This window comes from Nocardia carnea NBRC 14403 (assembly GCF_000308515.1).
Lineage (GTDB): Bacteria > Actinomycetota > Actinomycetes > Mycobacteriales > Mycobacteriaceae > Nocardia > Nocardia carnea.
In genome coordinates, this window is sequence record NZ_BAFV01000051.1 from 82106 (window position 1) to 95417 (window position 13312).

At 68.6% G+C, this 13312-nt stretch carries 8 protein-coding genes; 1 reads left to right on the plus strand and 7 read right to left on the minus strand.

What is annotated here, in order from left to right; genetic code table 11:
• Positions 1–148: 148 nt before the first annotated feature.
• The 6 genes from ffh to ftsY form a co-directional block, all read right to left on the minus strand.
• Positions 149–1714: a signal recognition particle protein gene (ffh, locus tag ON22_RS17675; protein WP_033241371.1), complete on the minus strand. Its 1566-nt coding sequence runs from the start codon at positions 1712–1714 to the stop codon at positions 149–151.
• A 180-nt stretch (positions 1715–1894) separates the two neighbouring features.
• Positions 1895–2200 (minus strand): hypothetical protein, encoded by a 306-nt coding sequence (locus ON22_RS17680; protein WP_033241370.1) that lies wholly within the window; start codon positions 2198–2200, stop codon positions 1895–1897.
• A 168-nt stretch (positions 2201–2368) separates the two neighbouring features.
• Positions 2369–4840, minus strand: coding sequence for a [protein-PII] uridylyltransferase (locus ON22_RS17685; protein ID WP_425339822.1), 2472 nt, complete (start codon positions 4838–4840; stop codon positions 2369–2371).
• 112 nt (positions 4841–4952) lie between these two features.
• Positions 4953–5291 (minus strand): P-II family nitrogen regulator, encoded by a 339-nt coding sequence (locus ON22_RS17690; RefSeq protein ID WP_033241369.1) that lies wholly within the window; start codon positions 5289–5291, stop codon positions 4953–4955.
• Between the two features lie 5 nt (positions 5292–5296).
• Positions 5297–6586 carry an ammonium transporter gene (locus ON22_RS17695; RefSeq protein ID WP_081595655.1) on the minus strand — a complete coding sequence of 430 codons (1290 nt, stop codon included), beginning with the start codon at positions 6584–6586 and terminating at the stop codon, positions 5297–5299.
• Between the two features lie 254 nt (positions 6587–6840).
• The gene (gene ftsY / locus ON22_RS17700) at positions 6841–8601 is read right to left on the minus strand and encodes a signal recognition particle-docking protein FtsY (RefSeq protein ID WP_033242198.1); all 1761 of its coding nucleotides are present in this window, start codon (positions 8599–8601) and stop codon (positions 6841–6843) included.
• A gap of 178 nt (positions 8602–8779) precedes the next feature.
• Here ftsY and ON22_RS17705 point away from each other — a divergent pair, with 178 nt between their 5' ends.
• Entirely contained in the window at positions 8780–9169 is a 390-nt protein-coding gene (locus ON22_RS17705; RefSeq protein ID WP_033241367.1) for a DUF2237 family protein, read from the plus strand.
• Between the two features lie 317 nt (positions 9170–9486).
• Here the strand turns inward: ON22_RS17705 and smc are convergent, their stop codons facing one another.
• A complete protein-coding gene (gene smc / locus ON22_RS17710; protein ID WP_033241366.1) occupies positions 9487–13110 on the minus strand; it encodes a chromosome segregation protein SMC in 3624 nt (1207 codons plus the stop codon).
• Positions 13111–13312: the final 202 nt, after the last annotated feature.

Sequence of the window (13312 nt, forward strand, 5' to 3'; positions counted from 1 at the left end):
ATTCCGCGATCCCACAGGCGGTAATGCCGTTACTACCGCGGCGGGTATCCGGTCGCCGACTGCATGGCAGCCACACCCCCGGATACGCGGACGCCGCCCAACCTTTCGCAAAAGGGGGGCGGCGTCGCGTCGACGGTTTACCGCCGCGCTACTTATCCGGGAACTTGAACTTGGACAGATCGAAGTTCTCCAGCCCGGGCGGCAGTTGATCGAGGCCGGGCGGCATATTCGACAGGTCCGGCATACCGGCCCCGCCCGCGGGCATACCGGGCATCCCCGGGAAGCCGCCGCGCATCTTCGGCTGGGTGGGCCCGCGACCGCCCTTCTTGCCCTTCTTCCCCTTTTTGTTCTTGGTGCGCCGGTTACCGCCCGGCATCCCCATCTGCCGGCCCATCGCGGTCATCATCTTGCGGGCCTCGAAGAACCGGTCGACCAGCTGGTTGACATCGGAGACCTGCACCCCGGAGCCGTTGGCGATCCGCAACCGCCGGGAAGCGTTGATGATCTTCGGGTTGTCCCGTTCCGCGGGGGTCATACCGCGGATGATGGCCTGGACCCGGTCGAGCTGTTTATCGTCGACCTGGGCGAGGGCGTCCTTCATCTGCCCGGCACCCGGCAGCATCCCGAGCAGGTTGCCGATGGGACCCAGCTTCCGGATCGCCAGCATCTGATCGAGGAAATCCTCTAGGGTGAGTTCACCGCTGCCGATCTTGCGCGCGGCCTCCTCGGCCTGCTGCGCGTCGTAGACCTGCTCGGCCTGTTCGATGAGGGTGAGCACATCGCCCATCCCGAGGATGCGGCTCGCCATCCGGTCGGGGTGGAAGACGTCGAAATCCTCGAGCTTCTCACCGGTGGAGGCGAACATGATCGGCTCGCCGGTGACGTTGCGCACGCTCAGCGCGGCGCCACCGCGGGCGTCGCCGTCGAGTTTGGTGAGCACCACACCGGTGAAGCCGACGCCGTCGCGGAAAGCTTCGGCGGTGGAGACGGCGTCCTGGCCGATCATGGCGTCGAGGACGAACAGGGTTTCGTCGGGTTTCACCGCGTCGCGGATTCCGGCGGCCTGCGCCATCAGTTCGGAATCGATACCGAGCCGGCCGGCGGTGTCGACGATCACCACGTCGTACTGTTTGGCGCGCGCCTCGGCGACGCCGGATTCGGCGACCGCGATCGGATCGGCCGCGGTGACCCCGAGCGCGTTCTCACCGCCACCGATGGAGGTGCCGGGGTGGGGCGCGAACACCGGGACACCGGCGCGTTCGCCCACCACCTGCAACTGGGTGACGGCGCCGGGACGCTGCAGGTCGCAGGCCACCAGCAGCGGCTGGTGGCCCTGATCGCGCAGCCATTTGGCGAGCTTGCCGGCGAGGGTGGTCTTACCGGCGCCCTGCAGGCCGGCGAGCATGATCACCGTCGGCGGCGTCTTGGCCAGCGTCAAGCGCCGGGTCTCGCCGCCGAGGATGGCGACGAGTTCCTCGTTGACGATCTTGACGACCTGCTGGGCCGGATTCAGCGCCGCGGAAACCTCGGCGCCCTTCGCGCGTTCCTTGATCCGGGAGATGAACCCGCGGACCACCGGCAACGCGACATCGGCCTCCAGCAGAGCCAGCCGGATCTCCCGGCAGGTGGCGTCGATATCGGCCGGCGACAGGCGTCCCTTACCGCGAAGGTCCTTCAGGGCACCGGTCAACCGGTCGGATAAAGATTCGAACACCTGGCGCGCTCCTGATCTCGAGTGACGTCACTGAGTCCCAGGGTAATGGGCGTCCCAGACTAGCGGGCGTCGCGGCGTGACTCCGCTCGCACCGTCGGTGCCCGCACTGTACTCGAGAAACCGGCCCTGCACCCGAGAAGAGAAACCGGCACCGCACTCGAGAATACGGCGCCGGAGGGTTCAGCTCGCGGGGGTGGAGAAACCGCGCTGGTAGTCGTGCTGTTCCACGGCGACCAGATAGGCCGCTTCCCGGCCGGTGAGGCCGAGTCCGCGGGCCAGGGAATCCAGTTGCGACCAGTCGTCGTCCGGCGGGACGCCGACGGTCGCGACGGCGGCGGCCACGGTCATCGCGGCCATCGCCTGGGGTTCGGTGAGTGTTCGCCCGGGTAGCCAGGTCACCACCCAGTAGGCGTCGCCCACGCATCGGGCGATATGAGGGGTCATATCGCTGGTCATGATCGACGAGGTCACCACTTGGATTGCCACCGACCTGCTCCCCTCATGAGCGCGACAGCTGACTCCCGAATCGTAGGGGCCGGATCTCGCGTGGCTCAGGACCTGTTGGCAACTGGAGGGCAATCGACGCTCAATGGTGACCTTGGACACAGGACCTGCCGTCCGCCCGCCCCGGTCGTGGGCGGGCGGCCTCGGCGCTCAGGTCCGTTCCTGCTCCGGGGTTTTGCGCGGCGCCGGCTGCGGAACCTCCGCCAGGATCGCGGTTTCGATGGCCGACCGCCGCTGCGGACCGGAGTCGTCGCCCAATTCCACACAGAAGACATCGACCACGAACGATCCCATGGTCACCACCTTGGCCCAGCGCACATCGGCGCCCGCGCCCGACAGTACGGCGGACAACCGGCACAGCAAGCCGATGCGGTCTTCCGCCCGTAACTGCAGGATGAACTGGCCCGCGGCCTGGGTCGGTGTCCACAACAACCACGGTTCGGCCCGGGCGTGACGGGCCGCGGCGGGCGTATCACGTTCCCGCGCGGTGAGAACGGCGCGCACATCGAGATCACCGGCGATCGCGCGTTTGAGTTCCTGGCGTAACAGCCCGGCGTCCGGTGGTGACCCGAAGGCCGGTGTCACGACGAAGGTGTTGATCGCCGACTCCCCCGCGGCGCCGATCGACGCCGACAGCACCCGCAGCGAATGCAGTGCCAGCACACCGGCGGTATCGGCCAGCAAACCGGGGGTATCCGGGGCGATCACGGTGGCGAGGTAGGTGTATTTACCGTCGCCCTGGGATAATTCGACGTGCACTCCACCGGCGGCGGCGCGGGCGAGCAGCTCCTGCGGTATGGGTTCGGGCTCGGGCAGCTCCTCGCCCGCCATCACGGTCCGGCAGCGCCGGACCAGTTCGCCGATCAGCGTCGCTTTCCAGTCCCCCCAGACACCCGGTCCGGTGGCCAGCGAATCCGCTTCCGCCAGCGCATGCAACAGTTCCAGCCGCCGCGGATCGTATTCGAGTGCCTCCGCCACGTACTGCACCGTGGCCGGATCGTCGATATCACGGTGGGTGGCCACATCGGGCAGTAGCAGATGGTGGCGTACCAAGGCGCTGAGGATTTCCACATCCGAGGGCCACAGCCCCATGCGGCGGCCGATCTGCGTGGCGAGTTCGGCGCCGACCACACAGTGGTCCTCGATGCGGCCCTTGCCGATATCGTGCAACAGCGCACCGAGCGCCAGCAGATCGGGCCGGGCGACCCGGGTGCTCGCGGCGCTCGCGTAGGCGACGGTCTCCACCGAATGGCGGTCCACGGTCCAGACGTGCAGGGCGTCGCGCGGCGGCAGGTCACGCACCGCACCCCATTCCGGAAGCAGCCTGCCCCACAGGCCGGTACGGTCGAGCGCCTCCACCGCGTCGATCACCCCGCGGCCGGAACCGAGCAGCACCAGCAGATCGTTGAGAGCGTCTTTCGGCCACGGCTCCCGCAGTTCCGGGGCGTCCTCGGCCAGCCGGTTGAGGGTGGTCGCCGACATCGGCAGACCCGATTGCGCGGAGGCCGCCGCCACCCGCAGGATCAGGCCGGGGTCGCGTTGCGGCCGGGCATCCCGGGCGAGCACCACCTCACCCGCATGTTCGACCACACCCTCGTCCAGGGGCCGCCGCACCGGCATCCGCCGCAGCCGCGCCAGCCCACGCCGCGGCAACGCGTTACCGGCGGTACGCAACCCGACGTCCACCGAATAGCCGACGGTGCGGGCCGCGTCGCTGAGGGTGCGGGCGAGATCGAACCGGTCACCGATACGCAGGGCCGCACCGATCTCGTCTGCATCCTGGGCGCGCAGCTGGTCCCGGGCCCGGCCCGCCACCCGGTGCAGTTCGGTGCGGACGTCCAGGAGCCGGCGATGTGCCTGGGCCAGGCCACCGCCCGGCGTCTCCGGACCGAGCCCCGGCATGGCATCGGTGAGCTGTGCGATGGCCAGCGCATCCAAGAGCTGGATATCGCGCAACCCGCCGCGACCGTTCTTCAGATCGGGTTCGGTGCGGTGGGCGATCTGCCCGCTGCGGTCCCAGCGGACGCGGACACCGGTGAGTAGTTCGTCGTAGCGGCCGCGGATACCGCGGCGCCAGTCCTTGCGGATACCGGCGATGATCCGGTCGCTGAGTTCGGGGTTGCCGACGATATGGCGGGCATCGAGCATCCCGAGCGCGGCGACCAGATCATCGGCGGCCACCTTCAACGCCTGCGGTACCGTGCGCACACTGTGGTCGAGTTTGATGTGGGCGTCCCACAGCGGATACCACAGCCGGTCGGCGATTTCGGCGACCCGCTTCGGATCCATATCTTCGTGCAGCAACACCAGATCCAGATCGGAGTAGGGCAGCATCTCGCGCCGGCCGAGCCCGCCCACGGCCATGATCGCCAGGCCGCTGTCCGGGGTTATCCCGACCTCGGTGCCCTTGCTGGTCAGCCACAGCTCGTACAGGTCGACCAGCGCCGACCGCAGTGATTCGGCATCCAAGCGCGGATGCCGGGGTTGCCCACCGCCGAGTAGCTGGTCGCGGGCGCGGACCAGGTCGGCGGCGCCGTTCGACAGTTCCACGGCTTTACCGGTCGGTCCGGCGCCGACCCGCCTCTGCTCCCTTTTCTGCCGGTCTTCATCCAACCGAACCACCACCCGTCACACAGGCGGCCCCGCCCCGACCGGAAACGGTGGGAGCGGGGCCGCTGTCGTTGTTTACATACACGCGCGCGGTGCATTCTCGCGCGCTGCCGACGCGGCAGGTCTATAGAGCGTCGGTGCCGCGTTCGCCGGTACGCACCCGGACGATCGTCTCGACCGGACTGACCCAGACCTTGCCGTCGCCGATCTTGCCGGTGCGCGAGGCATCGACGATGAGATCGACGACCCGGTCCACCGAAGCATCGTCCACCACGACCTCGACCCGTACCTTCGGGACGAAATCCACCGAATACTCGGCGCCGCGGTAGACCTCGGTATGGCCCTTCTGCCGGCCGTAGCCCTGGACCTCGCTCACGGTCATACCGAATACGCCCGCCTGCTCCAGGCCTGTTTTGACGTCTTCGAGCGTGAACGGTTTGACGATTGCGGTGATCAGTTTCATGGGGTTCATGCCTCCTTGCCGGCCGAACGAGCGGTTCCACCCAGTGCAGCGAAATCGTATGCGGTCTCCGCGTGTTCGGAGTCGTCCATACCAGTGGACTCCGCTTCGGCGTCGGCACGCAGACCGATCGTGAACTTGATCGCGTACGCGATCGCCAAGGCGATCACGAAGGAATACGCGAGCACGGCAACCGCACCGAGCGTCTGCCGGCCCAGCAGCTCGAGATCACCGCCGTAGAACAGGCCCGCGGCACCCGCGGGCGCTTCGGGAGCGGCGAACAAGCCGATCAGCACCGTGCCGAGGATACCGCCGACCATGTGGATACCTACGACATCGAGCGAATCGTCGTAACCGAACTTGAACTTCAGGCTCACCGCCAGTGCGCAGACCGCGCCGGCGATCACGCCGATGGCCAGGGCCCCCAGCACGTTGACCGAGGTACACGACGGGGTGATGGCGACCAGACCGGCGACGATACCGGAGGCGGCGCCCAGCGAGGTGGGCTTACCGTCACGGATCTTCTCGACCACCAGCCAGCCGATCATCGCGGCAGCGGTGGCGACCAGAGTGGTGATGAAGGCGGCACCGGCGACACCGTCGGCGGCCGCCGCGGAACCGGCGTTGAAGCCGAACCAGCCGAACCACAGCAGCGCGGCACCCAGCATCACGAACGGCAGGTTGTGCGGCCGGAAGGGCGTCTTGGGCCAGCCGGCGCGTTTACCGACCACGATCGCCAGGGCGAGCGCGGCGGCACCGGAGTTGATATGCACGGCGGTACCACCGGCGAAGTCGATGGCCTCGACCTTCTCCATGATCCAGCCGCCACCCCAGACCCAGTGCGCGACCGGGAAGTACACCAGGGTGACCCAGATGGCGCTGAACGCCAGCCACGCCCCGAACTTCAGCCGGTCGGCGACCGCACCGGAGATCAGCGCCACGGTGATGATCGCGAACATCGCCTGGAAGGCGACGAAGACGGTCGCCGGGATGGTCCCGAACAGCGGGACACCCGCCGATTCGTCGCCGAATCCGGCGATCAGCGTTTTCAGGCCGAAGAACTGGCCCGGGTCACCGATCAACCCGCCCTTGTCGGTCCCGAACGCGACCGAGAAGCCGAACAGCACCCAGAGCACGGCGACGACAGCCATCGCGCTGACGCTCATCATGATCATGTTGAGCACGTTCTTGCTCCGGACCATACCGCCGTAGAAGAACGCCAGGCCGGGTGTCATCAGCAGTACGAGCGCGGCGCTCGTCAATATCCACGCGGTATCGCCGGCATTGGGCGTCCCGATCACGGTTTCCACCAGTTACCTCCCTCATCTTCCGGCCCGCCGCCTGCGCGACTTCGGGCCCGCTAATGAAGGGTGCTCATTCGGTGTTTCATCCGTGACGCTCCGGTGTTTCACCTACGTGAATGGATCACGCAGTCATGTTTCGAGTGTGTTGCCGCCGCCGTACCTGCTGTTCACCGCGGTTTGTGAGGTCGCTCCACCCGGCAGCGACCGGCCCTCTGTCAGGCCTGCTGGACGCCGCCGGGCGACCGGGATCAACCGAGCAGCGCGTCCACGAACGCCGACGGTTCGAACGGAGCCAGATCGTCGGCCCCCTCGCCGAGACCGACGAGTTTGACCGGGACCCCGAGTTCGTGCTGGATCTGGAAGACGATCCCGCCCTTCGCAGTGCCGTCGAGCTTCGTCAGCACCACACCGCTGATATCGACCACCTCGGCGAAGATCCGGGCCTGCATGAGCCCGTTCTGGCCGACGGTCGCATCCAGCACCAGCAGTACCTCGTCCACCGAGGCCTTCTTCTCCACCACCCGTTTCACCTTGCCGAGCTCATCCATCAGCCCGGTCTTGGTATGCAGGCGGCCGGCGGTATCGATGAGTACCGCGTCCACGCCGGAGTCGATACCGGAGGCCACCGCGTCGAAGGCCACCGCGGCGGGATCGGCGCCCTCCTTGCCGCGGACCGTATCCGCACCGACCCGCTCACCCCAGGTCTGCAACTGGTCGGCCGCGGCGGCCCGGAAGGTATCGGCCGCACCCAGCAGCACCCGGCGGCCGTCGGCGACGAGCACGCGGGCGAGTTTGCCGGTGGTCGTGGTCTTACCTGTGCCGTTGACCCCGACGACGAGCAGGATCGACGGGTGATCGGGATGCGGTAGGGCGCGTACGGAACGGTCGAGTTCGGGCCGCAGCGATTCGATCAGCACATCGCGCAACACCGCCCGCGCCTCATCGGCGGTGCGCACGCTCCGTGCGGCCATTTCCTCCCGCAGCCGCTCCACGATGACGGTGGTGACGGCCGTGCCGATATCGGCCAGGACGAGCGTGTCCTCGACCTCTTCCCACGATTCCTCGTCGAGGTCGCCACCACCGAGCAGACCCAGCAGGCTTTTGCCGACCGCGTTCTGCGACCGCGACAGCCGCCCGCGCAGCCGGGTCAACCGGCCGGAGGTCGGTTCGATCTCCTCGACTTCGGGGACGAGATGGGCGCCGGCCGCGGTATCGGGAGCCACCAGCGGAGCTTCGCCGGTGGCGGGTTCCGTGGGAGGTGCGGTCTCGGTATCCGGTGCGGCAGCGCTCGCCGCGGCAGCCGCACCACCGGCCCCCGGCACGGTTGTCCCGGGTTCGGCGGACGCCGGCGCCTCCGCCGCGGGCGGCGCAGTCGTGTCTGCCGGCGTCTCTGCCGACGGCGGAACGGTTGTATCGGCCGCAGGAGGTGCGGACGTCTCGTCCGTCGTCGGTGCGGACGTCTCGGTCGCCGGCGCCGTGGAGGTCGCCGATTCCGCGGGCGCGGAGGTTCCGGTTTCGCCGGGCGCGGTGGTCTCCGCTGCGGGAGCCCCGGGCTTTCCGGTCCCGGGTGCCGCGGTCGTTCCGGTTTCCGGCGGCAGGGCCGTCTCGGGTTCCGGTGGTGCAGTGGGAGCAGCGGTACCCCCGCCCGGCGCTTCCGGCGCGGTGGTGGTTGCGGTGTCGGCGGTATCCGGCAGCGGGACATCGGTGATACCGCGGCGGGGCGCGTCCCGGGGGATCGCGGCGTCGTCACCGATATGTGGCTGACCCTCGGTATCCGTCCGCTCAGCGGGACTCGGGCGCGCGGGTGCCGCGGTGGCTCCCTGCCCGCCCTGACTGAAACTGAAACCGCCGGCCGCCTGGTACCCACCGGACCGGTCGGCCAGCTCCCCTTTCTCCGCCGGCGGGGTCAGCGAGACCCGGCCGCGTTTGTACCGGACGAAGCCGGCCACGAGCGCGACCAGCAGTACGGCGGCGATGGCTGCGATCAGAATCCAGGCTTGCGCACTCACACCGCCCATCCTTGCAGAGCCGGTGCGGGCCCCCGCCGACCCCGCCCGGCCCGCGCGGCGGCCGGACCCGAGCCCGCCCTCCCATACGCTGCACATTCCCTGCTCAGCCCCGCGAACACGACGGGTGAGATTTCTTGTCCTGCGGAAGTTCTCGCTACAGGCCAATAGGATCGGCGATGTGACCGATCGAAACGTGCTTGGGGGTCCGCTACAAGAGTGCGGCACCGATCCTCTGACCGGGTTCTACCGGGACGGCTGCTGCAGCACCGGCCCGGAGGATCTGGGCAGCCACACCGTGTGCACGGTCGTCACAGCCGAGTTCCTGGAGCACCAGGCATCCATCGGCAACGATCTGAGCACACCGCGTCCGGAGAACAATTTTCCCGGCCTGCAGCCGGGCGACCGATGGTGTGTGGTGGCGGTGCGCTGGTTACACGCGCACGAGGACGGTGTCGCCGCGCCGGTGATACTGGCGGCGACCCATGAGAATGCCCTGGAAGTGATATCGATGGAAATCCTGCGAAAATACGCGGTCGACGTACCCGACGACGTCAGCGACCTGCTGTGAGACAACGCGCTGTCGCTGCCGCGCGCCGGCAGTAGAGCGCCGCTATGGGGGCGAAGAAAACCGTCGAACACTTCCTCGAGTTCTCGCTGCACCGCGATGCTCGGATCCTTCTGTGGACCGATGCCGGATTCATCGTCCGGGATCGCTGATCATCAGGCGGCGCGATCACGGCGCCACGGGGAGTTGGCGACGGGCGTCGTCCACGCCCTTGCCGGGTTACTGGCAACCGGCGTGAACCGGAGACCACCCATACCGCTGTCGGGCCCCGACGCGGTACCGGGTGAGTCGCAGCCCGACCGTCACGCTCCCCGGCGGAATCACGTCGGTGCGCCCGCGGGTGCCACGTTCTGCCCGCGCAGGCGCTGCGAGATCACCTGGGTGATGCCGTCGCCGCGCATGCTGACGCCGTAGAGGGCGTCGGCGATCTCCATGGTGGGCTTCTGGTGGGTGATGACGATCAGCTGACTCTTCTCGCGCAGCTGTTCGAACAGTCCGATGAGGCGGCGCAGGTTGGTGTCGTCGAGCGCGGCCTCCACCTCGTCCATGACATAGAACGGTGAGGGCCGCGCACGGAAGATGGCGACCAGTAGGGCCACCGCGGTCAGCGATTTCTCGCCACCGGACAGCAACGACAGCCGCTTGACCTTCTTTCCGGGCGGCCGCGCCTCCACTTCGATACCGGTCGTGAGCATATTGCCGGGATCGGTGAGCAGCAGCCGGCCTTCGCCGCCCGGGAAGAGCGCCGAGAAGACCTGGACGAATTCCCGTTCCACATCGGCGTAGGCGTCGGTGAAGACCTGCAGGATGCGGTCGTCCACCTCGGCCACCACGTCGAGCAGGTCCTGGCGGGCTTTTTTGACGTCCTCGAGCTGGGTAGCCAGGAAGTTGTAGCGCTCCTCGAGGGCGGCGAACTCCTCCAGCGCCAGCGGGTTCACCTTGCCGAGGGTCGCCAGATCCTTCTCGGCCCGTTTCGCGCGCCGCTCCTGCGAAGCCCGGTCGAACGGCATCGGCGCCGGTGCGGTGACCTGCTCCCCGCGCTCCTTGGCCTGCTCGTATTCGCGTAGTTCCAGCTCGCTGGGCGGGAGCGCGATATCGGGTCCGTATTCGGCGATCAGATCGTCGAGCGCGATACCGAACTGCTCGCCGATATTCGCCTCGAGTTGTTCGATCCGCAGCGCGGCTTGCGCCTTGGCGACCTCGTCGCGGTGCACCGCGTCGGTGAGCTGCCCGAGCTGGGTGCTCAACGCCCGCACCCGCTCCTTGATCTGGTCGACCGAGGTCGCGCATTCGGTGCGCCGGCGCACGAGATCGTCACGCCGGGCGGCGGCAGCCGCCACGACCTGCTCCAGTTCGGCGGACAGTTCCGCACCGGATTCGGCGACCGCAGCGGCCACCTGGGCCGCGCGCCGGCGGGCGGCCTGCGCACGTTCGGCGCGGGCGCGGGCCTCGCGTTCGGTCCGGGCGGATCGGCGCAACGTTTCCGCTTTACCGCGCACGGATTCGGCACGTTCCTCGGCGGTCCGCACCGCCAGCCGGGCCTCCACTTCCATGGCCCGGGCCTCGGCCAGCGCCGCGGCGGCTTCTTCCCGGGCCAGCGCGGCGGCCTCGGTACCGGCCGCGCCGGCCGCATCGCCGTCGGTATCGGCCTGTTCCAGTTCGGCGCGGTGCAGCCGGTCCTCCAGGTCGGCGAGCGCGGCGACTGCTTCTTCCCGCGAGGTCTCGGCGGCGGCCCGCTGTTCGATGAGGCGTTCGGATTCGGTATTCGCCGTCCGCGCGGCCGCACCGAGCCGGCCGAGCCGTTCGTAGATGCTGTTGAGCGCCTGATCCGATTCGTGCAGCGCCAGCAGCGCCTGGTCCACCGCGTCCTTGCGGTCGGCCTGTTCCTCCAGCGCCCCGGACAGGCTCGCTTCGAGTTCCTCGGCATGCCGCTGCGCGGCCCGCAGTTCGGCTTCGGCGGTATCGATTTCGGCCTGGATCTCGAGGCGGCTCGGTGCGCGATCGGATCCGCCGATCAGCCAGCCGGTTCCGGCCAGATCGCCTTCCCGGGTCACCACCCGCAGCTCCGGACGTGCGGCCAGTACTTCCGCGGCACGGTCCAGATCGTCGACGACCACGACCCGGCTCGTCAGCGCGACCACCGCCGCACGCAGCGAATCGGGGTAATTCACGACGTCGGCCAGCCGGCGCGCCCCGCCGGGCAGTTCGGCCTCGTCGATCCCGGTATCGGCAGCAACACCCTCGTAGACCAGCGCGGCCCGGCCGGCATCGGCCTTCCCGAGCGCCCGCACGGCACTGACCGCGGTATCACCGGTATCGGCGACCACCGCCTCGGCGACCGGTCCCAGCACCGCCGCGACCGCGGCCTCGTACCCGGCGTGCACGCCGAGCAGTTCGGACAGCGGGCCCAGGAGCCCGGCCGGCTGGTTCTCGGTCAGCCAGGCCGCGCCGTCGCGGCTGGCCAGGTTCATGCCGAGCGCTTCGATCCGCGCGGTCAGCGAGGCGACCCGCCGCCCGGCGTCGCGGTCCTCGGCACGCAGTTCGGTGACCCGGTGATCGGCGAGGTCGAGCGCCTCGACAGCATGTTCGTGCTGGGCATCGAGCCCGGCTTCCCCGGCGTCGAGTTCGGCCAGTTCGTCCTGCACGGCGTCGTATTCGCGCTGCGCTTCCTCGCCTCGGGTCCGCGACTGGGTGAGGGCGGTGCTCGAGCGAACGATCTCGGTATCGATGGCTTGGGCTTTGGTGCGCAGGTTCTCGACCTGCCCCGACAACCGGACCAACCCTTCGCGGCGGTCGGCGATGGCCCGGACGGCGGCCAGATGCGCCTGTTCGGCCGCCTTGGCCTCGTGTTCGCGTTCGGCGAGCCCGTCGCGGGCGGCTTCGAGGGTCTCCGTGGCCATCTCGACGGCTTCCCGGAGTTCGGCCTCCTCGGCTTCCACCCGGTCCGCTTCGGCTTCGAGCTGGTCGGGGTCGCGGCCGGTATTCGCCGCGGGGGCGGTATCGAGATGGCGAGCGCGGTCGGTCGCGATCCGGGTGGTGGCATTGACGCGTTCGGCCAGCGCGGACAGCTGGAACCACAGCTGGCCCGCCGCTTCGGCGCCGGGAGTGAGCCGGGAGAGTTCGAACTCCTGCTGGGCCAGGGCCGCATTGGCCGCGTCGAGTTCGCTCTGCACGGTGATCTGTTGTTCCCGCGCATAGGCTTCCTTGCTCTGCTGGCTTTGCAGCTCGGCCCGCCGGGTGACCAGATCGTCGGCCGCCAATCGCAGCCGGGCGTCGCGCAGATCGGCCTGGACGGTCTGGGCGCGGCGCGCCACCTCCGCCTGGCGGCCCAGCGGTTTGAGCTGGCGGCGCAGTTCGGTGGTGAGATCGGTGAGGCGGGCCAGGTTGGCCTGCATGGCGTCCAGTTTGCGGACGGCTTTTTCTTTACGTTTGCGGTGTTTGAGGACGCCCGCTGCTTCTTCGATGAAGGCGCGCCGGTCTTCGGGTCGCGATTCCAGGATCGCCGAGAGCTGTCCCTGGCCGACGATCACATGCATTTCGCGGCCGATACCGGAATCGCTGAGCAGTTCCTGGACATCCATCAACCGGCACGAGTTGCCGTTGATCTCGTATTCGCCGGCCCCGTCGCGGAACATCCGGCGGGTGACGGAGACTTCGGCGTAATCGATCGGCAGCGCGCCGTCGGAGTTGTCGATGGTGAGCGTGACCTCGGCCCGCCCGAGCGCGGCACGGCCGGAGGTACCGGCGAAGATGACATCCTGCATCTTGCCGCCGCGTAATGCTTTGGCGCCCTGTTCGCCCATCACCCAGGTGAGCGCATCGACGACGTTGGATTTACCGGAACCGTTCGGACCTACGACGCAGGTGATGCCGGGTTCGAACCGCAGTGTCGTCGCGGACGCGAAGGATTTGAACCCCTTCAACGTCAAGCTCTTCAGATGCAACGCCGACGACCCTTTCCGCCTCCACGTACTGTCCGCCTCGCTCAGGCCGATCAGCCATGCTATAGGCCCGCGGCGAGATAAACCCATCCGGCGCACCGGAGGTGGCCGATCGGCAGCGGGTGGTGGCGGTGTGGTTGCCGAGAGCGGCCCGCACCGTAGCCCGGTGGTTCCGCCGACCGGATACCACCGAGGCTACCGGGCG

Excerpts from the sequence above, each read along its gene's own strand:
- ON22_RS17690 (WP_033241369.1), bottom strand. The coding sequence starts at position 5,291 with ATGAAACTGATCACCGCAATCGTCAAACCGTTCACGCTCGAAGACGTC.